This window comes from Mycobacterium bourgelatii, assembly GCF_010723575.1.
Classification (GTDB): domain Bacteria; phylum Actinomycetota; class Actinomycetes; order Mycobacteriales; family Mycobacteriaceae; genus Mycobacterium; species Mycobacterium bourgelatii.
Genome location: NZ_BLKZ01000001.1, coordinates 1491112 through 1514159, shown reverse-complemented (window position 1 = coordinate 1514159; position 23048 = coordinate 1491112). Strand labels below are relative to the sequence as shown.

General features: G+C 65.1%; 23 protein-coding genes. 11 read left to right on the top strand and 12 right to left on the bottom strand.

Annotated features, from left to right (window positions below; genetic code table 11):
* Positions 1-110: 110 nt before the first annotated feature.
* The 4 genes from G6N68_RS06955 to G6N68_RS06940 all read left to right on the top strand — a co-directional run bounded on the left by G6N68_RS06955 (position 111) and on the right by G6N68_RS06940 (position 3648).
* A complete protein-coding gene (locus tag G6N68_RS06955) occupies positions 111-560 on the top strand; it encodes an SRPBCC family protein (RefSeq protein WP_371871545.1) in 450 nt (149 codons plus the stop codon).
* A complete protein-coding gene (locus tag G6N68_RS06950; RefSeq protein ID WP_163709582.1) occupies positions 553-2355 on the top strand; it encodes a sulfatase family protein in 1803 nt (600 codons plus the stop codon). Before G6N68_RS06955 ends, G6N68_RS06950 begins: the two co-directional genes overlap by 8 nt.
* 61 nt (positions 2356-2416) lie before the next feature.
* A complete protein-coding gene (locus G6N68_RS06945; protein ID WP_163709580.1) occupies positions 2417-3253 on the top strand; it encodes an IS110 family transposase in 837 nt (278 codons plus the stop codon).
* Entirely contained in the window at positions 3226-3648 is a 423-nt protein-coding gene (locus G6N68_RS06940; RefSeq protein WP_163709577.1) for a transposase, read from the top strand. Before G6N68_RS06945 ends, G6N68_RS06940 begins: the two co-directional genes overlap by 28 nt.
* A gap of 344 nt (positions 3649-3992) precedes the next feature.
* On the opposite strand, the gene G6N68_RS06935 is transcribed toward G6N68_RS06940, so the two are convergent.
* Complete coding sequence (locus tag G6N68_RS06935) at positions 3993-4820, bottom strand: LLM class F420-dependent oxidoreductase (RefSeq protein ID WP_163709575.1); 828 nt, start codon at positions 4818-4820, stop codon at positions 3993-3995.
* A 6-nt stretch (positions 4821-4826) separates the two neighbouring features.
* Entirely contained in the window at positions 4827-5246 is a 420-nt protein-coding gene (locus G6N68_RS06930) for a DUF4267 domain-containing protein (protein WP_163709574.1), read from the bottom strand.
* A 62-nt stretch (positions 5247-5308) separates the two neighbouring features.
* On the opposite strand from G6N68_RS06930, the gene G6N68_RS06925 reads away from it, so the two are divergent.
* Genes G6N68_RS06925 through G6N68_RS06915 form a run of 3 tightly spaced genes read left to right on the top strand, consistent with a single transcriptional unit; the run spans position 5309 to position 8608 of the window.
* The gene (locus G6N68_RS06925; RefSeq protein WP_163709573.1) at positions 5309-6196 is read left to right on the top strand and encodes an Rv3090 family protease; all 888 of its coding nucleotides are present in this window, start codon (positions 5309-5311) and stop codon (positions 6194-6196) included.
* A gap of 3 nt (positions 6197-6199) precedes the next feature.
* A complete protein-coding gene (locus tag G6N68_RS06920) occupies positions 6200-7960 on the top strand; it encodes a patatin-like phospholipase family protein (RefSeq protein WP_163709572.1) in 1761 nt (586 codons plus the stop codon).
* A gap of 42 nt (positions 7961-8002) precedes the next feature.
* Positions 8003-8608, top strand: coding sequence for a DUF732 domain-containing protein (locus G6N68_RS06915; RefSeq protein ID WP_163709571.1), 606 nt, complete (start codon positions 8003-8005; stop codon positions 8606-8608).
* Between the two features lie 118 nt (positions 8609-8726).
* Here G6N68_RS06915 and G6N68_RS06910 read toward each other — a convergent pair whose 3' ends face one another.
* From G6N68_RS06910 to G6N68_RS06895, 4 genes are read right to left on the bottom strand one after another with little or no spacing between them, the layout of a single operon-like run.
* Positions 8727-9677, bottom strand: coding sequence for a TIGR03619 family F420-dependent LLM class oxidoreductase (locus G6N68_RS06910; RefSeq protein ID WP_163709569.1), 951 nt, complete (start codon positions 9675-9677; stop codon positions 8727-8729).
* A gap of 27 nt (positions 9678-9704) precedes the next feature.
* Positions 9705-10361: a nitroreductase family protein gene (locus G6N68_RS06905; protein WP_371871544.1), complete on the bottom strand. Its 657-nt coding sequence runs from the start codon at positions 10359-10361 to the stop codon at positions 9705-9707.
* Positions 10358-11443, bottom strand: a complete 1086-nt coding sequence (locus tag G6N68_RS06900) for an NAD(P)H-dependent amine dehydrogenase family protein (RefSeq protein WP_163718288.1) — start codon at positions 11441-11443, stop codon at positions 10358-10360. Before G6N68_RS06900 ends, G6N68_RS06905 begins: the two co-directional genes overlap by 4 nt.
* Positions 11444-11491: 48 nt before the next feature.
* Positions 11492-12511, bottom strand: coding sequence for an acyl-CoA dehydrogenase family protein (locus G6N68_RS06895; RefSeq protein WP_163709567.1), 1020 nt, complete (start codon positions 12509-12511; stop codon positions 11492-11494).
* A 114-nt stretch (positions 12512-12625) separates the two neighbouring features.
* Between G6N68_RS06895 and G6N68_RS06890 the strand changes: the two genes are divergently transcribed.
* Positions 12626-13783, top strand: coding sequence for an acyl-CoA dehydrogenase family protein (locus G6N68_RS06890; protein ID WP_163709564.1), 1158 nt, complete (start codon positions 12626-12628; stop codon positions 13781-13783).
* On the opposite strand, the gene G6N68_RS06885 is transcribed toward G6N68_RS06890, so the two are convergent.
* Positions 13772-14563 carry a TetR/AcrR family transcriptional regulator gene (locus G6N68_RS06885; RefSeq protein ID WP_163709563.1) on the bottom strand — a complete coding sequence of 264 codons (792 nt, stop codon included), beginning with the start codon at positions 14561-14563 and terminating at the stop codon, positions 13772-13774. The two genes, G6N68_RS06890 and G6N68_RS06885, sit on opposite strands and share 12 nt — an antisense overlap.
* 198 nt (positions 14564-14761) lie before the next feature.
* On the opposite strand from G6N68_RS06885, the gene G6N68_RS06880 reads away from it, so the two are divergent.
* Positions 14762-15949: an amidohydrolase family protein gene (locus G6N68_RS06880; RefSeq protein ID WP_163709561.1), complete on the top strand. Its 1188-nt coding sequence runs from the start codon at positions 14762-14764 to the stop codon at positions 15947-15949.
* A 13-nt stretch (positions 15950-15962) separates the two neighbouring features.
* On the opposite strand, the gene G6N68_RS06875 is transcribed toward G6N68_RS06880, so the two are convergent.
* Genes G6N68_RS06875 through G6N68_RS06860 form a run of 4 tightly spaced genes read right to left on the bottom strand, consistent with a single transcriptional unit; the run spans position 15963 to position 19801 of the window.
* Positions 15963-16787 (bottom strand): enoyl-CoA hydratase/isomerase family protein, encoded by an 825-nt coding sequence (locus G6N68_RS06875; RefSeq protein ID WP_163709558.1) that lies wholly within the window; start codon positions 16785-16787, stop codon positions 15963-15965.
* 14 nt (positions 16788-16801) lie between these two features.
* On the bottom strand, positions 16802-17884 hold the full coding sequence (locus G6N68_RS06870) for a hydroxyacid dehydrogenase (protein WP_163709555.1): 1083 nt from the start codon (positions 17882-17884) through the stop codon (positions 16802-16804).
* Positions 17881-18996, bottom strand: coding sequence for a TauD/TfdA family dioxygenase (locus G6N68_RS06865; RefSeq protein ID WP_163709552.1), 1116 nt, complete (start codon positions 18994-18996; stop codon positions 17881-17883). The genes G6N68_RS06870 and G6N68_RS06865 overlap by 4 nt, the downstream gene beginning before the upstream one ends.
* Before the next feature lie 16 nt (positions 18997-19012).
* Positions 19013-19801 (bottom strand): HpcH/HpaI aldolase family protein, encoded by a 789-nt coding sequence (locus G6N68_RS06860; RefSeq protein ID WP_163709549.1) that lies wholly within the window; start codon positions 19799-19801, stop codon positions 19013-19015.
* Positions 19802-19890: 89 nt separating this feature from the next.
* Between G6N68_RS06860 and G6N68_RS06855 the strand changes: the two genes are divergently transcribed.
* Both G6N68_RS06855 and G6N68_RS06850 read left to right on the top strand, forming a co-directional pair.
* Positions 19891-21036, top strand: a complete 1146-nt coding sequence (locus tag G6N68_RS06855) for an acetyl-CoA acetyltransferase (protein ID WP_163709546.1) — start codon at positions 19891-19893, stop codon at positions 21034-21036.
* Complete coding sequence (locus G6N68_RS06850) at positions 21036-21440, top strand: Zn-ribbon domain-containing OB-fold protein (RefSeq protein WP_163709541.1); 405 nt, start codon at positions 21036-21038, stop codon at positions 21438-21440. Before G6N68_RS06855 ends, G6N68_RS06850 begins: the two co-directional genes overlap by 1 nt.
* Here the strand turns inward: G6N68_RS06850 and G6N68_RS06845 are convergent.
* Complete coding sequence (locus G6N68_RS06845) at positions 21437-23014, bottom strand: class I adenylate-forming enzyme family protein (protein ID WP_371871543.1); 1578 nt, start codon at positions 23012-23014, stop codon at positions 21437-21439. The genes G6N68_RS06850 and G6N68_RS06845 overlap by 4 nt on opposite strands.
* Positions 23015-23048: the final 34 nt, after the last annotated feature.

Below are 23048 nucleotides of genomic sequence, written 5' to 3'. Positions count from 1 at the left end.
TGTCAGGTACGGGGTCAAGGCACCGGACAAGTCGCAGCCCGATTACGGCTGCATTCAGACCGCGTGCCCAACGACCACCGCGACGGCGGCCTCCGTGCACAATGATGCCCGTGGCAGACATCAGCCGAACCCGGACGATTGCGGCCGACCCACAGGCAATCTGGGACATCCTCGCCGACTTCGGCGCACTGAGCTCATGGGCCGACGGCGTCGACCACTCCTGTGTGCTCAACCACGGCCCCAACGGCGAACCAGTGGGCACCACGCGGCGCGTACAAGTGGGCAGTAACACGCTGGTCGAGCGCATCACCGAGTTCGACCCGCCCGCAACCCTTGCCTACGACATCGAAGGACTGCCACCCCGACTGGGCAAGGTCGCCAACCGGTGGACGCTGCGTCCCGACGGCGCAGCAACCCGAGTGACGCTCACCAGCACCGTCGATGCCGGCAGCGGCCCGCCAGCACGCATGGCGGAGTGGGTCACGCTCCGACTCATGGCAAAACAGTCCGACTCGATGCTCGCCGGGCTGGCAAAACGATTGGAGAACGCGCATGCCTGATCGTCCCGACATCATCATCCTGATGACCGATGAAGAGCGTGCCATCCCGCCCTATGAGCCGGACGATGTACGCGATTGGCGGCAGCGCACTCTGACCGGCCGGCGCTGGTTTGACGAGCACGGGGTCAATTTCACCCGGCACTACACCGGATCGCTCGCCTGCGTCCCGTCCCGTCCGACGATCTTCACCGGCCAGTACCCGGACCTGCACGGCGTCACCCAAACCGACGGCATCGGTAAGCGATACGACGATTCACGGCTGCGTTGGTTGCGCCAGGGCGAGGTGCCGACACTGGGCAACTGGTTCCGCGCGGCGGGGTATGACACCCACTACGACGGCAAGTGGCACATCTCCCACGCAGACCTGCACGACCCGGCCACCGGGAAACCGTTGGCCACCAATGACGACGACGGCGTCGTCGATGCGGCCGCCGTGCAACGTTATCTCGAGGCGGACCCGTTGAGCCCGTACGGTTTCTCGGGATGGGTGGGCCCCGAACCGCATGGGGCGGGCAACGCCAACAGCGGATTTCGGCGTGACCCACTGATCGCCGACCGGGTAGTCGCATGGCTCGAGGATCGCTATGCGCGACGTCGCGCGGGCGACGCCGAAGCCCTGCGCCCGTTCCTGCTGGTTGCCAGCTTTGTCAACCCGCATGACATCGTGCTGTTCCCGGCGTGGGTGCGACGCAGCCCGGTCAAGCCGTCGCCCCTCGACCCGCCGCACGTGCCGCCGGCGCCCACCGCCGACGAGGACCTCAAGTCAAAACCCGCCGCCCAGATCGCCTTTCGGGAGGCCTATTACTCCGGGTATGGCGTCGCGCCCGCGGTCAGTCGCAGTTACCAACACTTCGCGCAGCGCTACCGCGACCTCTACTACCGCCTGCACGCCGAGGTCGACGGGCCGCTCGACCGGGTGCGTCGCGCCGTCACCGAAGGCGGATCCGAAAACGCCGTCCTGGTGCGGACATCCGACCATGGCGAGTTGCTCGGCGCCCACGGCGGCCTGCACCAGAAGTGGTTCAACATGTACGACGAAGCGACCAGGGTCCCGTTCGTCGTCGCCCGCATCGGGGAGAACGCCACGGCGCCGCGGACGGTGGAGGCGCCGACGTCGCATGTCGACCTGGTGCCGACGTTGCTCAGCGCGGCCGGCGTCGATGTGGACGCGGTGGCCGAGGATCTCACGAAATCGTTCTCCGAAGTGCATCCGCTGCCCGGCCGCGACCTGATGCCGGTGGTGGACGGCGCTCCGGCCGACGAGGGACGTGCCGTTTATCTGATGACGCGCGACAACGTGCTCGAAGGCGACACCGGCGCGTCGGCGTTGGCCCGACAACTGGGCCACATGGTGAATCCCCCTGCGCCACTTCGTATTAAGCTGCCCGCCCACGTGGCCTCGAATTTCGAGGGGCTGGTGGTGCGCGTCTCCGATGCCGATGCCAGCGGCGGCGCCGGGCACCTGTGGAAGTTGGTGCGCACCTTCGACGACCCCGCCACCTGGACCGAGCCGGGCGTGCGTCACCTCGCCGCAAACGGGTTGGGCGGTGAGGCATTTCGGACCGACCCGCTCGACGACCAATGGGAGCTCTACGATTTGACCGTCGATCCCATCGAGTCGCAGAACCGCTGGACGGACCCCGAGCTGCACGAGCTGCGCCAGCACTTGAGGACGCAGCTCAAACAGCAACGGGCGGCGTCAGTCCCTGAGCGCAATCAGCCATGGCCGTACGTCCGACGGCAGCCACCCGAAAGCGAAAGCCTGGTGCGCCGGGTACTGGGCCGGTTTAGCTGATAGGCCGTGAGTAGGCACTGGGCGGATTCTCGTAGGAGGTCCGTTTCGGAGGAGGCTGCTCATGTCGGTGTTGGAGGTTGCGCTTGATCCGTCCACGGTGATCGTTGCCGTGGATCCTGGCAAGGCGTTCAATCGGGTGTGGATCAGTGAGGGGTCCGGTCTGCTCGCTGGTCCGATGTCGTTGTCGGTCTCGCGAGAAGGCATCGCACAGCTTGAGCTGGCGCTGAACAAACATGGCCGAGATGCGCCCGTGATCGCGATCGAGGCGACCGGCAGTCTGCACCGGCCGTGGGTCGCCGAACTGGAACGGCGCCATCCTGGTTGCGTGCGGCTGTTCGCGCCGTCGGAGACGAAATCTGCTCGCACACAGCTGGGTTCGGGCAGGTTCAAGACCGATGATCGCGACTGCGCAGCGTTGACGTACATGGCCCGCCAGGGCGGCGGTCGCCGCTACGGCCAGGAATCGCCGGTCGAAGCGTTACGTGCCGCGGTGCGACATCGTCGCGGATTGGTAGCCGACCGCAAGGTCGCCCAGCAGCGACTGCACGACCAGCTCAATGCGTTGTGCCCTGGATTGTCGGCGCCGGCGGGTCACGGGCGATCTTTGGCGTTGGAGACTCCGACGGGTCTGGCGGTGCTGGCGTGTGCTGCCGTGTTTGCAGGACGACCACCGCAACTGCGGTCGCTGATGCGCCGGGCTCCGGGCCGATTGACGACCAGCACCGCCCAGTACTGGCTGCAGCGGTGGCGCGGATGTCTGCCTCCGCCGGCCGATGCTGATCAACGTGCGCACCGACTGGGGCGTGATCTGGCCCGGTACCGCCGCCCCGGACAGACATCGATGCCCTCGACGTCGAAGTCGTGGCCTTATTGGCCGAGACCGACGGCCAGATCCTAACCACTCTGCCCGGCGTCGCCTCCGTTCGTGCGGCAGCCTTCGCCGCGCACAGCCTTCCCATCCAACGCTTCCCTGATGCTGAACATCTCTACTCGGCAACAGGTTTGGCGCCAGCACTCTACCAATCGGCCACGCTGAACCGGCGTGGCCGCATTTCACGTCAGGGCCTGGCCGAGCATCGCGACGCACTGATGGGCATCGCGTGGGGACTGTCGCAGTGCTCACCGTCTTTCATCGAGCGCAACGCTGAACTTCACGCGCGAGGGATGGCCCCGATACAGGCCCGTGTCGCGCTCGCGCGTCATGCCTGCCGGCTGTCATACCGACTGCTACGAACCCAACAACCCTTCGATGAACAGCGCTATCGTCAAGGAAGGCTCAGCGGCGAACGGTGACGGCCACGGTAGCTATGCCGCACGACGGCGAAACCTAGCTTGCCGCCCGCTCGCCCTGGGCCGCCATCACGGCGCACACGAAAGCCTGCCGCTCACGGCGACTAATCAGCCTGCCGGAACACGACGGCCCACCGACCAACAACGACACACCGTTCATCGCGCCACAAGCCGAGCATCAGCCCGGCTGATCAACCACGCCCAACGTCAACCTTGACTACCAGCGCGAAAGCTAGTGCCGGACGTGCCTCGCCGAACGTGACTCACCGAACGTAAGGGATATGCACCAACTGCCAACGCTTTTGGGCCACAGGACTCACCTTCGACAAAGCACCAGTCGCCGCTGACTACCCCAGCTGCGCGAGGTCGGCCGCCATGGCGTCGAGGTATCGCAGCGTCTCGTCGCGCGGCGCGGTCGGCAGCTCCAACAGGACTCGCTCCACCCCCAAAGCCTGGTAACCCGCAACACCGTCCGCGGTCTGCTCGCCCCACTGGCAGACGGTCACCCGCACATCGGCACCGGCGACGGCGCGCAGGTCCTGCAGCACCACCGCTAACAGCTCCGGCGTGGGGCTGATGGCGATCCACCCCGCACCCAACCGGGCGATGCGCTTGAAGCTCGCCGGTCCCCCACCGATGTAAAACGGCGGATAAGGCTTGGTGGCGGGTTTGGGCCAACAGTAGATCGGGTCGAAATTCACGTATTCGCCGTGAAATTCGGCTTCGTCCTTGGTCCAGATCTCTATCATCGCGCGCAACCGCTCCTCGGCGACGCGGCCGCGCACCGCCGGATCGACACCGTGGTTGGCCACCTCTTCACGCAACCAGCCCACACCCACGCCGAGGCGAAAACGCCCGCCCGACACCAGATCCAACGAAGCGACTTCCTTGGCCGTGATGATCGGATCCCGCTCCGGGATCAGCGCGATACCGGTGCCGAGCACCAGCCGCTCGGTGGCGACGGCCGCCGCCGCCAACGCCACAAAGGGGTCCAGCGGTCGGTAGTACTTCCGCGGGATTTCGCCACCACCCGGATAGGGACTCGAGTGGTTGACCGGGATGTGCGTGTGCTCAGCCAGAAACAAGGACTCGAAGCCGCGCTCTTCGAGTGCCGCCCCAAGCTCTGCCGGGCCGATGCCCTCGTCGGTCACAAACGTCAGAACACCAAAGTCCATGGTCGACTACTCGTCGCCGCTGACGGTGTCCGACAGCGCCCGCTGATCGCGACGGGTGGTCGGGCGCGCCGCGCCCCACAAACCGACGCCGATACCGACGACGGCACCACCCAACCCGATGACGCGTTGCGCGGGTTTGAGTTCGCTATGCACACTGAGCCCGCCCAACAGGTCGGCCGCGTCGGCACCGCCGGACGCAAGGAACCAGCCTCGAGTGTTCTTGCCGCGCAGCGCCGCGGTCGTCAGCAAGCCACCGATCAGCGCGTCGCGGTAACCCATCGAGCGCAGCAACAACTGTGCGGTCGGAGAGGACTCCTCCGAGCCACCGCCCCAAAGCCGATTGGCTCGCACGGGGTCGACAAGGAAGGAGATGCCAGAGGCGAGTCGAATGCTGCCCGCAATGAGTGCGGCACGGTCAATGGACATGGCCGCAGCCTAGTCTTCCAAACAACACGGTCGGCACTAAACCAAGCAGAAGGAGTCGGGGGATGACCTGGCAGATCCTGTTCTTCGTAATCGGCCTCATCGTCGCTGGAGTAGCGGGCTTGTTCTGGCTACTCAATCGCGGCGACGGCGGAGGCGCGGCCGCCAGGACGGTCACGATCGGCGCGCTGGTAGTGGCAGTCCTGAGCTTCCTGCTCGGCTGCTTCGTGATCGTCGGCACCCGTCAGATCGCGATCGTGACGACCTTCGGACGTCCCTCCGGGGTGAGCCTGAACAACGGCTTTCACGCCAAGTTCCCATGGCAGATGACCCACCAGATGGACGGCGCCGTCCAAATCGACAAATACGTCAAGGTGGGCAGCCACGACGAACGCATCATGGTCCGCCTGGGCAACCAATCAACCGCCTGGGCTGACGTCAGCATCCGTTGGCAACTCAAGCAGGCCGCCGCGCCCGAACTGTTCCAGCAGTACAAGACGTTCGACAACGTTCGGGTCAACCTGATCGAGCGCAACCTGTCGGTCGCGCTCAACGAGGTTTTCGCCGCCTTCAACCCGCTGGACCCGCAGAACCTCGACGTCTCGCCGCTGCCCGGCCTGGCCCGGCGCGCCGCCGACATCATGCGCAAAGATGTGAGCGGCCAAGTAGACATCTTCGACGTCAACGTCCCCACCATCCAGTACGACCAGGGCACCGAAGACAAGATCAACCAGCTCAACCAGCAACGCGCCCAGACCTCGATCGCGCAGGAATCCCAGCGGACCGCCGAAGCACAGGCCAAGGCGAACGAGATCCTGTCCCGCTCGATCAGCAACGATCCCAACGTTGTGGTCCAGAACTGCATCACCGCCGCCATCAACAAGGGGATCAGCCCGCTGGGCTGCTGGCCGGGGACCTCAGCGCTGCCTACCGTGCCGGTCCCAGGACGCTGACCGATGGAGATACGGATAGCCGACACCATCCGTAACCGGCTAATCAAACGCGGCGCACCTCCCGACGAGATCGACGCTCTGCCGGAGAGCGACGAAATCGCCCTCGACGCCCTCGATGAACTCGACGGGATCGACGGGATCGACGAGATCGACGAGGAAACCCGCGAAACCGATGCCGCCCTGGACACCGTCGACCTGCCAACGGTGGACCCTGCGCTACTGCTGCAGAAGATGGAGAGCCGCCTGGTCCGGCACAACCTCGCCAACCCGGACGTGCTCAGCAGCGAGGATCTGCGCAAGCTGCGCTACATCCTCAACTTCGCCCGACTCGCCGATTTCGAGCCCGGCGCGGCCGGCCCGGGTGGCAGCCGCGGCCGGGGGGACGTCTCGGTGGGCGCCGAAGTCGCGCCGTGGCGGTCACGGGTGATCGACACGCTCTTCGGGCCCCTGCGCGAGGAGCCGGATCCGGTCACCGCACTGAAGGCCGCGCGCGACACCCTGGCGGTTCTGGAGCCGGAACAGAACGACCAGCGGCAGGTGCTCATCGAGCGACACGCCAACGACTTCTCCGCCCACGAACTGGACTCCGAGGTCGGCTACAAGAAGTTGGTCACGGTACTGGGTGGGGGCGGAGGCGCCGGATTCGTCTACATCGGCGGCATGCAACGGCTCTTGGAAATCGGCCAAGTGCCCGACTACATGGTCGGTTCGTCCTTCGGGTCGATCATGGGCAGCCTGGTGGCCCGCGAGCTGCCGGTGCCTATCGACGACTACGTGGCGTGGGCAAAGTCGGTGTCCTACCGCGCCATCCTCGGACCCGAGCGCCTGCGCCGCCGGCACGGCCTGGCGGGCCTGTTCGCGCTGCGGTTCGACAAATTCGCCAACCCGCTGCTCAGCCGTGAGGACGGCGAACGGATGCGCATGTCGGACCTGGCGATCCCGCTGGATGTCGTGATCGCCGGCGTACGTAGGCAGCCGTATGCGAAGCTGCCCTCACGGTTTCGGCACCCGGAACTGGCCGCCCTGCAATTGCGGTCGCTGCCGTTCCGCCCCATCGGCATGGGCCCGCTGGTGGCGGCCCGCATGTGGCAGGTCGCAGCGTTCATCGACCTTCGAGTGGTAAAGCCCATCGTTGTCAGTGGGGACGATCCGGACCTCGACTTCGACGTCGTCGACGCGGCATCTTTCTCGTCTGCCATTCCTGGCGTGCTGCACCACGAATCCAGCGATCCCCGCATGGTCCCGCTGCTGGACCAGCTGTGTGCCGACCGGGGCATCGCGGCCATCGTCGACGGCGGCGCGGCCAGTAACGTGCCCGTCGAGTTGGCGTGGAAACGAGTGCGCGACGGCAGGCTGGGCACCCGAAACGCGTGCTACTTGGCCTTTGACTGTTTTCATCCCCAGTGGGACTCGCGGCACATGTGGTTGGCCCCGATCACCCAGGCGATCCAGCTGCAGATCGTGCGCAATCTGCCTTATGTCGACCACCTAGTCCGATTCGAGCCGACGCTGTCCGCGATCAACCTCGCACCCTCGGCCACCGCCATTGATCGGGCATGTCAGTGGGGACGTAACAGTGTGGAGCAGGCGATTCCGGTTGTGACGGCGCTGCTACAGCCGACATGGTGGGAGGGCGACCGGCCACCACTCGCAGAACCGGCCGTCCACGCCAAGTCAGTGGCTCCTTCGATGAGTTCGGTGATGGCCGCGATACAGGCGCCGACGAGCCGGCTGAAGAGGTGGCGAGACCGCCACCTGACCTGACCCGTTCGTCTTTCTTCGGCTCCGCTGGCTACCATGGGCCTCATGGCCGACGGCGTCCCGCCGAGACACGAGACCGGCGGTGTGCCCAGCCCCTCTCCCGACGAATCCGCCGGCCTCGCGTGGTCGAGCGAGAACGACTTCCGGGCACCACCGCCGCCCCCGCGCAAACCAGTCGGCGAATCAGCCGAAGCGCAGGGCGAACCTGAGACCGCCACCCAGTCGTGGAGCACGGTGTGGAGTAGAGCCGCAGCGCTCCTGCTCATCGGTGTCGGGTTGGCGACGGTGATCATTGTGGCGAGCTTGGTGCTGACTACGAAGAAGACCACGACGGCCAACGCACCGCCGGTTTCGACGGCACCGGCGACAACCTCGCCGCTGATCGCCGAATCGATCACGTCGACGCCCGCTCAGGACGAGGAGTACATTCGGTCGCTCAACGACCGCGGCATTTCGTTCTCCAATCCCAAAGAGGCTGTGCTCAACGGCAAAACGGTGTGCCAGAACATCAGCGCCGGAAGCACCGTGCAAGCGGTTGTCACCGACTTCCAGACCGCCAATCCGACATATGCGGGCGTCGCCAACGCCTATGTGGCGATCTCGGTGCGGACCTATTGCCCGCAATTCAACGATCTCGTCGTGGGGATGTGACCGACCGCTGCGACCCCGCGCTGCTACCCCGCCGAGTGTGAATCACATGACGTTGAATCGCCGTGTCGCGTAGCAGAATTCACACTCGGCGGCCTTGATCGCGCGGCGCAAGCCGCCGTCACCCGGTGACGGCTCTGAATGCGCTGACCAACTCGGCTAGCACCTCGGCAGCTCGGTCGGGGTCGCTAGGAAGGGTTCCAGAGAAACGGATGTCATGGATGGTCGGGCCCCCGTCCGCCAAGATCTGCGGGACGGCTGCAACGGTGGCCCGCACGTCGATCGAGCGATCCGCGCCCTTCACCAAGGCAGCGGATGCCTGGACCCGCAATTCACTTGGGTCGCCACCGACATCAGCGATCGCCTGCTGCATGGCCGGGATGGCGCCCTTGAGATCAGTGATCGCCGGGCCCCACGGGATCCAGCGCTGGCCGAAACGGTTCAGTCGTCGGGCCACGGCGGGGTTGACGGTGCCGCTCACCCAGATGGGAACGCCGCCCGGCTGGACGGGTTTGGGCATCTGGTGAATGCCGTCGAACGCTAACTCGGGCGCACTGTAGGAGGCACGTTGCTGTGTCCACAACGCTTGGCACACCTCCAGCGTGTGGTCCAGTAGCCGTCCGCGCCGCCGGAACGGTAACCCGGCGGCCTCGTATTCCTCACGTTGCCAACCGATCCCGACCCCAAGGTCGACGCGTCCGCCCGACAGCACATCGATGGTTGCCACCTGCTTGGCCAGCACCGCGGGTCGTCGTAGCGCGGCGAGCAGCACGCCGGTTCCAAGCCTGATGCGGCTGGTGGTCGCCGCCACGGCAGTCAGGAAAATCAGCGGCTCCAGCCAGTCACCGTCCGGGCCGGTTGGCTGCTTGCCGCCGGGCGTTCCCCCCACAGCGGGGTCGCTGTAGGCGCCGAGATTCTCACCGAACACAACGTGGTCGGACACCACCACCCGGTCGACACCGGCGGCATCCATGGCGCGCGCCGCCTGCAGGGCGGCGTTCCAGTCCTGGTTCGGCTGGTCGCTAAAAGTGCGCAGATAGAGCGAGATCTCCGGGCGGTCCGTCACGACCATCGAGCCTACGGCAGCGTGATGAACTGCTTATCCGCCAGATCCTCTCTGCCACGGTTTATCCCAGTGATCGATCACCGCCACTTCGGACAACGGTTTGCGCCGCACCGGGTGGTGTCGACCCTTCGGCCAGCCCACGGTGAGCAACGCCGCGATCTGCCATCCGTCGGGTATGCCTGCCACAGCGCGTAACTCGGCCTCACACAAGTAGTGCCACAGCGTGATCGCCGCGCCCAGGCCCTGAGCTCGCGCGGCCAGCAGAAAGTTCTGCACAGCAGGAAAGATCGAACCCCCCTGTTGGAGTTCGTCGGCCCCCTCCTGAGGTCGGATACAGAACATGACGAGTGCCGGCGCACCACCTCCGATCCGGGTGTGCTCGGCCATGGTCCGCAACGCCCGGGACTTCCTATCAGCAGCGCCGTCCTCGGGAAGCGAAAGGTTGTAAAAGTCAATCATTGCATTCCAGGCCCGCACCGCCCCGTCCGTCACAACCGCGCGAGCCTCCGCCGACCGCAACACGACGAATTTCCATGGCTGTTGGTTCCCACCGGACGGAGCCCAGGTAGCCGCGAGCAGACATCTTTCCAGCACTTCGTCGGAGACCGGTTCGTCCCGATACCGCCGCACAGTGGTCGCGGTGCGCATGGTTTCCCAGACGTCGAGCGGCGGTTGTGCTGCCACGCTCATGCCGGTGACGTCCCCGGCAATACGCCCCGCCACGTCCCACCACGCACGGGGCCGGTGACCAATGGGAGGTCCAACGTCGACAAGAGGCCGGGCGGTGCGGCCATGACCGCGGGAATCGCATTGAGCTCGCGCATCACGGTCGCGTAGGTGAGGCCGCGCATGTTGCTTCCGCGCCCGTGCATCTCGATGTCGACCGTGTAGGTGGGCAGACCGTCGACGATGACGCGGTAACCCCCGAGTGGCGACGGATGCCTCGGCCAGTCGGGCGCCGCGTCCTGGCCCATCCGCGTGATGTGTTCGAGCACAACCCGTTCCTCGCCGCCGACGATGCCCGCGAGCTTGAACCGCATGCCGCCCATGGTTCCCGGCTCGACCCAGCCCGATGCCACCTCGTAACGCTCTGTGGCGAGCCATTTCTCGATCGTGGTCTCGACTCGATCCAGCGGCAGTCCGACGCCGTCGGCGACCAAATGGACAATAGGCCCCCACAGCGCCGCGAGGCGTTCGGTGTCGAACAGCGGCGCCGGATGATCCGGCGTGTGCCCAAAGCCCATGAAGTCGAACATGATGTCGGGCTGGTTGATCGGCGCGTAGTCGAGTATCTCGAGCATGGTGATCTTGTCGACGCGACTGCTGAAGCCGGTCATCGTCAGCGCGATGACGTCATTCGCCCAACCCGGGTCAACGCCACTGTTGAAGAAGCTGGTATTGCCCTCCCGGCACGCCGCCTCCAAAAGCTCGACGGTGTCCTTGTCGGCCGCGGGCGGGTAGCACATGGGAACCAGGGACGTGGCCACCACGTCCTTACCGGCGCGCAGGCAGCGTGCGATGTCCTGCGCGGCCTCGCGGTAGCGGTAGTCGCCAGAAGCGAAGTAAGCGACCACGTCGGCGTCGATCGAAAGCGCCTCATCGATGTCTCGGGTAGCGATGACGCCGGTCACCGGCATTCCGCAAAGGGCGCCGGCGTCCATCCCTTCCTTCGCCTCAGAGTGAACGACGACGCCGGCCAGCTCCAGCCCCGGGTGAGCGATGATGCCCCGGAGCGCACCAACGCCAACTTGCCCTGGGCCCCAGAGGATCACGCGTGGCTTACGCTCAGCATCCGGCATGTGCATCCCTTCGACCTGCGATCAGCCCGCGACGACTCCGTAGCGGGCGTCGGCAACGCGATCCAAGGCGACGCCCGGTTCACCGTAGACCAATGCCCAGCCCCGAACTCGGCGATAGTACAACTGCACGTCGCACTCCATTCCGAATCCGTAGCCTCCGTGGAAGTGCAGGCTACGGCGGGTCGCGTCGCGTGCCGTCTCGTAGGCGAACGCGAATGCCATTGCCGCCAACTCGCGCACGCGGTCGGGCTCATCGACGAAGGCGCACGCCGCCCTGAGCCCGAGCAGTCGCGCCCCGTCGACGGCGGTCGCGCTGTCAGCCAGTGGGTGCGCTACGGCCTGGAATGCGCCGATGGGAGTCCCGAAGGCGTGGCGCTGCTTGGCGTAATCGACCACCAGCTCGACGGCCTTCTTGGCCGCGCCCGTCAACGCCACGGCAGTCAACGCCAACCACAGGTCCAGGGCGCCGGCGAACAGCTCGATCGCGCGAGGGCCCTCGGCAAGAATGTCGCAGCTTCCCTCAACCACGATGTCCGCCAACGGCATTGACCCGAGATTGGACACCGCCCGACGGTCTTCTGCGAGCGGAACCGCGACTAGCCGCCCGTCCACCAGCGCCACCACGTAATCGGCAACGGCTCCGGCGGGGACCAGTTCCAGCCGAGCTCCCTGGCCAGCTCGCGGCGCGAAGGTGACCAGGTGATCTCCTGAGAGCGCCCGATCGAGCAGCCGGGCGCCGGTCTGGCCACCCGCCGCCAGCAGTCGAGCTGCAACCTGTGCCTCGATGAGCGGAGCCGACGCCGCCGCGCGGCCGAACTGTTCGGCGATCAACGCCAGCTCGAGTTCCGATGCACCCCACCCCCCGGCATCGTCGTCAACCGCCATCTCCACGACACCGGTCTCTCGCAACGCCTTCCACAACTGGGCGTCGAAGCCAAGCGGTTCGGCCGAGCGGATGCGCTCCGAACTCGACTCCCGCGCGAACAGAGCAGCGAACGATTCCACCAACTGTCGCTGTTCCCCGGTGAGGCTCAAGTCCACGTCTGCCCGCCCTAACCTTGCGGATATACTCGCTCTCAAAAAGCGAGAGTAACATTATCGAACACCAGACCCTACGCGGCCGGCGCTCCGGTTCACAGAGATTGGCACGCTCCCATGCATTTTCAGCTCGATCCGGATGCCGAGGCCTACCGGGCGCAAGTGCGCGCACATCTGCAGGCAACGTTGTCGCCCGAATTCGAGGAACGCGTCTACCGAAGCGGCGTCGCCCATGACGACGAGTTTGCGAAAGGGCTTGTCGAGAAGGGGTATTTTGCGCCGGACTGGCCAGCCGAGTTCGGTGGGCAGGACCGCAGTGCGTGGGATGCGCAGGTGGTCAAAGAGGAACTCATGCGGTTCGACGCGCCCATGTATCTATCCGAGACCACGCGGATGGTGGCCTCGATCATCCGTGCGGTAGGAAGTCCCACCATGAAGGATCGCGTCCTCAAAGGTGCGATGAAGGGCGATGTCACCATTGCCCTCGGCTTCACCGAACCAGAGTGCGGATCCGACATTGCCGCGGCAACCACCAAGGCGGTCCGCGACGGCGACCACTGGGTGATCAACGGCAGCAAGATGTTCACCACCAACGGCCACATCGCCGATTACGTATTCCTGCTGGCTCGGACAAATCCAAACCGGCCGAAGCACCAGGGCCTCACCATGTTTCTGGTACCGACGCACACCGAAGGCTTTGAGGCACAAGCCGTCTGGACGCTATCCGGCGAACGCACCAACGTCACCTTTTACACCGACGTCCGGATCAGCGATGAATGGCGAATCGGCGAGGTCGACAAAGGATGGCAAGTCATCGGCCTGTCGTTGCAGGACGAACACGCCTCCGGCTGGGGCCCCCACCTCGGCCGATTGCTGCACCATGCGGAGCGCTGGGCCAGCTCACCGGCCCACGACGGCTCGCGACCCATCGACGACGCCGATGTCCGGCGACGGTTAGCCAGGGTTGCCATGGAATACGAGGTGTCGATGCTGCTGCAGCGACGGTGTGTATGGATGGTCGAACAGGGTCAGATACCGGTCGCCGAGGGCCCGATGTCGAAGGTGTTCAGCACCGAGTCCCTCGAACGTGCCAGTCAAGACATCCTCGAACTGGTCGGCCCGGACGGACTGCGCAGCTGTTTGGACCCTTCCGCGCCAGAGCGGGGACGATTCGAGCAAATGTTGCGCTTCGCCCTCGGCACCACGATTTATGCGGGTACCAGTGAGGTGCAACGCACCATCATCGCGCAACGTGGACTGGGACTACCCCGTTAGCTTGCGCACCCGCCGCGTCGACGTCGTTCGCGAAGTTGCCTTCTTCGCCGCCTTGGGCTTCGGTTGATCCGCGGGCGGGCTGATGGCTTGTTTGCACCACGCCCACAGTTCGTCTTCCGTCAGCTTGGACCCCTTGCCGCCCAGATGGAAAACGCCGATCTGAGCCAGCGCGGTCAGGGTGGTATTCAGCAACGTGGTCAGTTGTGCAGGCGTGAGATCGGTGCGGACCAATCCCTCACGTGCGCAAGCGGTGATGATCTTGGTCAATAGCTTCTGGTGCGGCTCCCACACCTTGGCGAAGTCGGCAGGTCGCTCGATCTCCAGGCTGAGGTTGTAGATGGTCATCACTCGGCCACCTACCGATTCCGATGACTCGGCGCGATACAGCACCCCGCGGCAGAACGCTTCCAACTGCTCCATCGGGCCGTCCGCCGCAGCGACTTCTTGCCGGATGTTCTCGGTGAATTGACTGGTGACATTCTCGTACAGCGCCAGCAACAGTTCTTCCTTGCCGGCGAAGTGTTGATAGAAGGCGCGCAGGCTCAGGTTCGACCGGTCAATGAGAGTCTGGATGGTGAAGTCCGCCTTGCCCGACTCCTCCACCAACTCCAGTGCCGTCGCGAGGAACCGCGAGCTGCGCGCGAGAGCGCGCGCTCTCGCGGAACTCAGTCGCCGCTCGATCGTGCGCTCTTGCCACGTGCTCGTTGGTTCGATGACTTCGGAGTCGACGATTTCCAAACTCGCTTCCGGGTCACCCCCGGCACTCTTTTTCGCAGCCATGATGCACTAACAATACGCGTACGTCGTCGGAGTTTGCGCGCTACCTACACGTGCATGTTGGTCGACGACCGCCGCCATGCAAGCGCCCGGGCGCGCTGGAGTAGGTCGATGCGGTACCGTGGAAACGGTCATTCTCAGTTTGTGGAAATCGGGGCCTCACTTCTTGAAGCCGCCGGCCGTCCGTTAAGGAGTGCAGCGTTGAGCGCAGACATCCTGATCGTCTCGCCGGACGACCACCTCGTCGAGCCGGCGGATCTGTGGACCAGTCGGTTGCCGGCACGCTATCGGGACATCGGGCCGCGGATCGTTCGCATGCGGGGACGCATGGATCCAACCGTCACCACAGACGTTGCGTTCGTCGAGGACGAGAACGGCCGCGACGCCGACATCTGGCATTACGAAGACGCGGTCATCCCAATCCCGCTCATCAGTGCCGCTGCCGGTTACGAACTCGACGAGTTGACCACCGACCCGATCACCTACGACGAGATGCGCCCGGGATGCTTCCGCCCCAAAGACCGCCTCGCCGACATGGATATAGCCGGAATCGAGGCCTCGGCCTGCTTCCCCAACACCCTGGTTCGCTTTTGCGGCCAGCGCTTCCTATATGGCAAGGACAAGGAACTTGCGCTGCTGTGCGTGCAGGCCTACAACGACTTCCAGATCGACGAGTGGGGCGGCGACTCCGACGGCCGGCTGATCCCGCTTGGCATCATTCCGCTCTGGGACGTCGAATTGGCGGCCAAGGAAGTAGAGCGGGTAGCCGCCAAAGGCATGCCCGCCGTGTGCTTCTCCGAACTGCCCTCCCGTCTCGACCTGCCGTCCATCCACAGTGGCTACTGGGATCCGTTCTTCGCCGCCTGCGAACGCAACAATGTCGGCATCATGCTGCACATCGGATCGAGTTCGTCGCTCACCAAGTCCTCCCCCGACTCTCCGCACGTCGTCACCAGCGCCCTGATGGCGGTCAACTGCACCATCGCCCTGGTCGACTGGCTGTTCTCCGCCAAGCTCATTCAATTCCCGAAGCTCAAGATCGCCTTCGCCGAGGCACAGGCGGGTTGGATCCCGTACTACCTGCAGCGTGTCGACGAGGTCTGGGAGGACCGTCGGGCGTGGGGCGGCATCCATCCCCTGCTGACCGAACCGCCGAGCAACCAGGTGCCCGGCCGGGTGTACTTCTCCACCTTCGGCGACCCGGTCGCGTTCCGCATACTCGACCTAGTCGGGCCAGACCAGCTGATGTTCGAGACCGACTACCCACACAACGACACCAATTGGCCGCGAAGCCTCGAGGTCGCCAACAAGGCGACCGAAAACCTGGACGAGGAGACCAAGCGGAAGGTGCTGTCTACCAACGCAAAGACGTTCTTCGGAATTCTCTAGCGCGCAACGCGGACTATCTGGCCTGCCAGTTCGGCTTGCGTTTCTCCAGGAACGCACGCGGCCCTTCGATGGCATCCTTTGTCAGGGCGACCTTCATGCGGTAGTTCTCGGCGAGCAGCTCGGCCTCGTAGATGGGCAACGACAATCCCTTTCGCACCCCCATGCGCGAACCTCGTACCGCCAGAGGAGCATTGGAATTCACCACATCCGCGATCTCCCAGGCCCGGTCCATGAGTTGATCGTGCGGGACGACCTCGGTGAAAATCCCCAACTCGTAGGCGCGCTGCGCGTCCAGGCTCTCATGCTTTCCCATGAGCACCAGCCGCATGGCGACAGGCAGCGGCAGGATCCGTGCCAGCCGTACCGCCTCTCGCCCCGATGACACTCCGATGCTCACATGCGGATCCATCAATGTCGCGCGCTCGGAGGCAACGGTGATGTCGGCCGTCGTTACGAGGTCCATGCCTGCCCCACAGGCGATTCCGTTCACCGCACAGATGATGGGCTTGGTCATCTGCAGCCAGGGCGGCGTCGCCTCCTGGGGGGCATCCCACTGTCGCATCGAGCTCAGGATCGGTTCGCCCTGATTGTCGATGCCCGCGGCGTTCTCCATGTCATGGTCCGCTGCCTTGTTCACGTCGGCGCCCACACACAGCGCACGACCCGAACCCGTCACGATCATCGTCCAAATGTCCTGTGACCGCTCGATTTCCGCGTATGCGACCGCGAGCTCGGCGATCATCTCGTCGTTGATCGCATTGAGGACCTCGGGCCGCTTGAGGGTCAGACACGCCGTTCTATCGCGAACCTCGACTTCGATGGTGTCGTAATCCGTCACGTGTGTACCTATTCTCAATTCGTCTGCGGGGTCGTCTGTTTGGTGCGGGCGGTCGGACGAACGCCAAGAATCTCGTGGAATCGATCACAGTACCGGGGCCAGACATCGGGGTTCAACAGGCGCGGTGGCATGGCGCCGGCGAAGATGGTCTGCCATTGGGTGGCGGTGGCAACCGCGAGATCGTGCGCCGCCTCGACGGTGATGCCCGCGGTATGCGGGGTGGCGACCACGTTGTCCAGTCGCAACAGGGGGTTGTCCTGCCGGGGCGGCTCTTCGTGGAAGACATCCAGACCCGCGCCCGCGATTCCCCCGTCGGACAAGACCTCCAACAGTGCTTGCTCGTCGTGGACAGGACCGCGGGCGGTGGTGATGAAAAACGCCGTCGGCTTCATCGCCGCGAATTGGTCTCGGCCGAACAGTCCGCGCGTTTCGGCGGTCAGTGGGCACGTCACCTGAACAAAGTCGGACCGTGCCAGTAGTTCAGCGAGGGGCACCAACCTCGCTCCGCGGCTGTCGGCCGTCGCCGCATCGACGTACGGATCGAACGCGAGGACTTCCATTCCAAACGGTGCACACAACTGCACCAGACGACTTCCGATGGCGCCGAGTCCGACGACCCCGAGTGTCTTGCCAAGCAACTGGGTACCCCGCAGTGCCATCCGGTTTTCCAGGGGTCCACCACGAAGCGCACGATCGGCAACGGTGATCTTCTTGGCCAGGTCGAGCATGAACCCGAGCGCGTGTTCCGCCACCGCCTCCGCTCCCGGACCGGAGTTGTTGCACACCGCAATTCCTGCTCTGGTGCATGCCTCGACGTCGATCACGTCGTAGCCGGCACCTGCGGAGCACACCGCCAGAAGCTGTTCGCATCGCTTGATCAGGCCGGGGCCCGCCAACCATTGCACGCCGTCGGCGTACGGGGCGACGTCGGTACGGGTCGCCACCTGGTAGCCGTGCGCGGATTCCAGCACCGCCCAGCCTTTTTCGGCGGGTGCGTCGAGCTCGAGCCGGACCACGTCAACGTCGGCCTGATCGAGGATGTCGCCGGCCACCGGATCGGTCCACCGTTCGTAGACCAGTCGCGGACGAATCGTCATCGCTTGATGTTGGGTTTCGCCTGAGCCGCTTTGAACATGTCGGCGAGCGCCGCGTCGACGTTCTTGTAGTCGTTGCGCGCTATGGCGCCGTCGCGGCCAGGCACCGGGTCGTAGCCCAGCCGAAGGTCCTTATTCTCCATGTGGAAATACTCCCGTCCGATGGGCAGTCGGCGGTCCTTGCGGGGCACCTCCATCCAGGCCCGCAGGAAGCAGCGCGACCTCTTCGGGTCGGTGCTGCTGACGAAATCAGACCTCGAGTGGCACATCGCGAAATTGTTGGCGACGGCCGCCTCGCCGGACTCGAGCCGGAATTCAACCTGCTGCTCGACCAGGATGGTGCGCAGCAATTCGATGGCCTCGGCTTGCTCTTCAGTGAACTCGCGGCCGATGGTCTTCATGGCCGGGAGGATGCTGCTGTAGGTGAAGTTGATGCAGATCCGCCCCTCGACTTGCGAGAACACCGGCACGTCGTACGGCGTCACATCGGGCTGGTCGTCGGGTTGCTCGCTGCGTCGGTGATGCGGAAACCCTTGGTAAAGCACGCCTAACAGATCGGGGCGCTCGGCGAGTATCCGGTTGTGCGCGGCAGGGCCGCTCGCGAATTGGCTCTCGCCACCCTTGGCCGCCGGGTAGACGCACAGCAACGAAAGGATGTCGGCGGCATCGTTGTGCATGGCCAATTCCGCCCGTGACTTGGTGCCCCTGGCGGGCTGCACTCCGCCGGGCAGCACCTCCTCTTGGACCCGCACCATGCGGTGGCCGAAGGAGTTGTTGGACACCAGGTAGCCCAGATGAGTGCAAAACGCCCAGTAGATGCGTTCCAAGTCTTCGATCGAATGCTGCTCGACGGGAAAGCCACGCACGCACGCAAGGCCCCTGCCGAACATGATCTCTCGATAGAGTCGCGCCAAGTCCTCGTCGAGGTCAGGATGCCGTGCGTCCTCAGGCGTGATGTCGTCGCGGTCCTTATGTGCGGTCTTGGCCAGGATTGATTCCAGTGCAGCCACATTGCGCGAGGACAGGTCGAAGGCGAAATCCTCCTTGCTGGTGAAGTCGGCGCCGGTCCAAGCCATTGAGTCGGTGACTGGTTCGGTGTAGATGGCGGTCGGCATCCGGTCCTCCTGTGTGTCAATCGTTGCCGCGGCCTTCGAGTTCGCGTAGCGCCCGCGCCCGGGCGGTGGCCGCTTCCGTCATCATCCCGACATCCGTTCCCGCCGAGATGAAGCGCAATCCCAGTCCTACAAAGCGTTTCAGCAGGTCAAGAGACTTGATTCCGGCCACACCGAGCGCCACGCCGTGCGTACGACAAGCCGCCGCCACAGATTCTACTGCATGGTGGAAATGATCATTCTCATACTGCCCATGAATGCCCATTTCGGCGGTGAGATCACTCGGTCCGAGCAGGATCATGTCTATGCCGTCAACCCCGGCAATCGAGTCGCAAGCCTCGACGCCGTCGGGCGTTTCGATCATCACCGCAACGACCGTCTGCCGTTCCAGCACCTCGACCAGTTGGTCGGCCGCCCGTGGCGCATATCCGCTGACCGCGTTGGGACCGGAGATCGATCGGTGCCCATTGGGAGGAAAGCGTGCCGCGTCGACGACCGCTTCGGCTTCGGCTCTCGAATTTACGTGCGGCACAATGACTCCGACGGCGCCCATGTCGAGAACCCGGGCGATGGTGCTCGGGTCCTGGGACGGTACCCGAACCAGTCCGGCGATACCCGCGCCCAGCGCACTCACGCAGAGCAACTGCGCCGTTTCCAGCGAGGTGGAAGTGTGTTCGAGATCAACATAGACGGCGTCGTAACCACACGCCGCCGCGATGGCAGGCACATCAGGTGTGCGCGCGTTCTGCAATGCCAGGCACAGCACCAGCGACTCTCCCCGCAGCGCATCCCGCAACGCTTTCGGCATACGCTCACCGTAGCGGATGCGAGAATCCTGCTTCCACTATTCGGTTAACGGCCGTTATCGGTGCTACGGCGATGTGGTAACCATTAGCTATGCCATCCGACCGCGTCGCCATCGTGGGTGCGGGCCTGTCCGACTGCGGCCGGGTTCCCGATAAGACCGCGCTGGCGCTGATGGCCCAGGCGTCGCGACGGGCTATCGCCGATGCCGGACTGACGAAAGATGACATCGATGGTTTCGGCGCCCACGGATCACTGCTCCCCCCTGTCGAGGTCAGCGAGTACCTGGGGCTGCGACCGTCCTGGGTCGATGCCACCAATGTCGGCGGATCCTCGTGGGAAGTGATGGCCGGCCATGCTGCCGCGGCGATCGCGACCGGCCAGATCGAGGTCGCGCTGCTGACATACGGTTCGACGGCGCGTTCCGACGTCAAGCGTCAGGTCCGCGCCTCTGCCGCAGTGATGGGCACCGGTGGAGCCCTGCAGTATGAAGCGCCCTACGGCGCAACGTTGATCGCCAAGTACGCGATGGCGGCCAGGCGCCACATGATCGAATTCGGCACCAGTATCGATCAGTTCGCCGAGGTCGCCGTCGCGGCACACGAGTGGGCGGCGTTGAACGAGAATGCGTTTGAACGCGACCGCATCACCGTGGCCGACGTCGCGGCCGCGCCGATGCTGGCCGACCCGTTCACCGCCAAGCATGTGTGCCTGCGCACCGACGGCGGCGGAGCGGTCGTGCTGGCCAGCGAGCGCGTCGCCAAAGACTGCGCCCACGAGCCAATCTGGATTCTCGGCGCGGCCGACGCCACGTCGCACGTCAGCATGAGCGAGTGGCCGGACTTCACCACGACGCCGGCCGCGCTGTCGGGGCCGCGGGCCTTCGCGCAGGCAGGCGTCACGCCGGCTGACATCGACGTGTGTCAGCTCTACGACTCGTTCACCTCCACAGTCCTGCTGACCGTGGAGGATCTGGGCTTCTGCGCCAAGGGCGAGGGCGGACCGTTCATCGAGTCGGGTGCACTGCGTCCGGGCGGGGCATTGCCAACCAACACCGACGGCGGGGGTCTGGCGTCGTGTCACCCCGGTATGCGCGGAATGTTCCTCATGGTGGAGGCGGTCCGGCAATTGCGCGGCGAATGCGGCCCGCGCCAAGTACCCGACGCCTCACTGGCCTGTGTGCACGCGATGGGTGGATTCTTCACCCACAGCGCCACGATGATTCTGGGGAGGCGGTAGTGAGCGCTCCCGATCGGCCCACGATCGACTCCGACAGCCAAGCGTGGTGGGCCGCGGTCCAGGACCACAAGTTGCTGGTCAACACGTGCCGGACCTGCGGACAGGCCTCGCTGTACGTCCGGCCATTCTGTCCGCACTGTTGGAGCGAAGACGTCGCGCTGACGCAGGCTTCCGGACGCGCTCGGCTCTACACCTGGAGCATCGTGCACCGCAACGCCGCACCCTTCGACGTGCGCACGCCCTACGTGCTGGCGATGGTGGACCTCGAGGAGGGGCCGCGCCTGATGACCGTCGTGGAGGATTGTACCGTCGAAAATCTCTGTGCCGACCTAAATTTGGAGGTCGCATTCCGCACCGACGAGGACGGGTTCGTCGTACCGGTATTTCGTCCGGCCGGAAACTAGCGTCCCGGCACGGCCAGACGTTCGGCGAGCAACCGCGGCCGACCCGCGGACGCCGCTTCGAGCTTGCCGCGTTCGATCTTGCCGTTCGCGTTGACCGGCAACGGCTCGGACCAGATCACCAGCTCTTCGGGCAGTTTGTATTTCGGCATGCCAGCCGACACCAGGGCGGCTGTCACGTCCGCAAGCGACACCTGAGCGTGCGGCTGGAGCACAACGGCCATTGCCAACCGTTCGCCGGTGGTGGCGTCGGCTACCGAGTAAGCAGCGCACTCGCGTATCCCGCCGATCCTCGACACCGCCTCCTCCACCTCCGCAGCGGCGATCTTCATACCGTTCCGGATCACGATGTCCTTGATCCGGCCGACGACCCGGACCCGGCCGTCGATCAGTTCCGCGACATCACCGGTTCGAAACCATTCCCCGTCAAACCCCAGCGCGTCGTGCTCAGTGTCGGTGTAACCAAGAAAGGTGTGCGGACCCCGAATACAGCACTCGGTCGGTTCGGCCGCGGAGCCGACCCGCACCTCGACGTCCGTCAGGGCTACCCCGTCATCGGCATGGCGCACGTCGCGGGGTTCGCTCCGCAGTCCCGACGTGCTGACCGGTACCTCCGAGGAGCCGTAGACGCGCATCACGACGATGCCGAAGTCGTCCTCGATGCGTTCGACGATGCGCCGGTCGAGCATGGTGCCGCCCAGATAGACCGCACGTAGCGGCACCTCGGCTGCGCGGCTGGCCGACTCACCCAGCATCCGGTCGAGCAGCCGGTCGGGCCCCCCGTACCAGGTGGCACCCGACGAGACGAGAAATTCACTCGTCGTCACCGGATCCCAGCGATCCTCGAGTATCACCGGTATCGCCAGCATCGGCCCGATGAACAGGGCCTGCACCACGCCGGTGACCGATGCCAGCGGGCTGATCAGGAAGATCCGGTCATCCGCGGCAAGGCCGGCCGCGGCAATGTAATTGGCAGACGCCTTGGCCAAGGTACTGAGCGAGTGAATTACGCCTTTGGGCCGCGAAGTAGTCCCCGAGGTATACAGCACGATGCACGGTTCGTCAGCGGGCCGCTGCGGGCAGGGCGGCGTAGAACTGCCCACCGGTTTGCCGTCGCCCATGTCAAGCCAGGTAAAACGTTCGTACAGGTCCGATTCGGTGGTGCCCGCCCAATTCGGTGCCGCCCCGAATTCGGCGCCCGTGCGCGCGATGACGTCCGCGATCTGCGCCGCCCCGGCGCTGCGCGGCACCAGCAGCGCCACCGCGTCGATGCGCAGCGCCGCATACACGGCCACCATCGATTCGACGTCATTGCCGACCACCAGGACTACCGGGGTCGCCGGCGTCACGCCCGCTTCGACCATCGCCTCGCAGGCGCCATCGACGCGTTCGTCAAGTTCGGCGTAGGTTAGTTGGCCGTCGCGCTGCAGCACCGCGAGTCGGCTCGGGTATTGCGCCGCGGCTGAACGCACTAGATCAATGGGCTGCCCCGACCAGACCCCCGCGGCGCGGTACTGAGGCCGCAATGCGCCGGCTCGCCGGAAGGCATGTCGCAGCAATCCGGTCGGGCCATCCATGGCTTCCTCCGATGCAAATGATTGTTCTCGATCT

What these genes read in the sequence shown, in the direction of transcription:
- G6N68_RS06915 (WP_163709571.1), top strand. Translation starts at nt 8,003, where the DNA reads ATGGCCGACGGCGTCCCGCCGAGACACGAGACCGGCGGTGTGCCCAGC.
- G6N68_RS06950 (WP_163709582.1), top strand. Translation starts at nt 553, where the DNA reads ATGCCTGATCGTCCCGACATCATCATCCTGATGACCGATGAAGAGCGT.
- G6N68_RS06905 (WP_371871544.1), bottom strand. Translation starts at nt 10,361, where the DNA reads ATGAGCGTGGCAGCACAACCGCCGCTCGACGTCTGGGAAACCATGCGC.
- G6N68_RS06860 (WP_163709549.1), bottom strand. Translation starts at nt 19,801, where the DNA reads ATGCCGAAAGCGTTGCGGGATGCGCTGCGGGGAGAGTCGCTGGTGCTG.
- G6N68_RS06945 (WP_163709580.1), top strand. Translation starts at nt 2,417, where the DNA reads ATGTCGGTGTTGGAGGTTGCGCTTGATCCGTCCACGGTGATCGTTGCC.
- G6N68_RS06920 (WP_163709572.1), top strand. Translation starts at nt 6,200, where the DNA reads ATGGAGATACGGATAGCCGACACCATCCGTAACCGGCTAATCAAACGC.
- G6N68_RS06930 (WP_163709574.1), bottom strand. Translation starts at nt 5,246, where the DNA reads ATGTCCATTGACCGTGCCGCACTCATTGCGGGCAGCATTCGACTCGCC.
- G6N68_RS06855 (WP_163709546.1), top strand. Translation starts at nt 19,891, where the DNA reads ATGCCATCCGACCGCGTCGCCATCGTGGGTGCGGGCCTGTCCGACTGC.
- G6N68_RS06890 (WP_163709564.1), top strand. Translation starts at nt 12,626, where the DNA reads ATGCATTTTCAGCTCGATCCGGATGCCGAGGCCTACCGGGCGCAAGTG.
- G6N68_RS06845 (WP_371871543.1), bottom strand. Translation starts at nt 23,014, where the DNA reads ATGGATGGCCCGACCGGATTGCTGCGACATGCCTTCCGGCGAGCCGGC.
- G6N68_RS06925 (WP_163709573.1), top strand. Translation starts at nt 5,309, where the DNA reads ATGACCTGGCAGATCCTGTTCTTCGTAATCGGCCTCATCGTCGCTGGA.
- G6N68_RS06870 (WP_163709555.1), bottom strand. Translation starts at nt 17,884, where the DNA reads ATGACGATTCGTCCGCGACTGGTCTACGAACGGTGGACCGATCCGGTG.
- G6N68_RS06885 (WP_163709563.1), bottom strand. Translation starts at nt 14,563, where the DNA reads ATGGCTGCGAAAAAGAGTGCCGGGGGTGACCCGGAAGCGAGTTTGGAA.
- G6N68_RS06910 (WP_163709569.1), bottom strand. Translation starts at nt 9,677, where the DNA reads ATGGTCGTGACGGACCGCCCGGAGATCTCGCTCTATCTGCGCACTTTT.
- G6N68_RS06935 (WP_163709575.1), bottom strand. Translation starts at nt 4,820, where the DNA reads ATGGACTTTGGTGTTCTGACGTTTGTGACCGACGAGGGCATCGGCCCG.
- G6N68_RS06865 (WP_163709552.1), bottom strand. Translation starts at nt 18,996, where the DNA reads ATGCCGACCGCCATCTACACCGAACCAGTCACCGACTCAATGGCTTGG.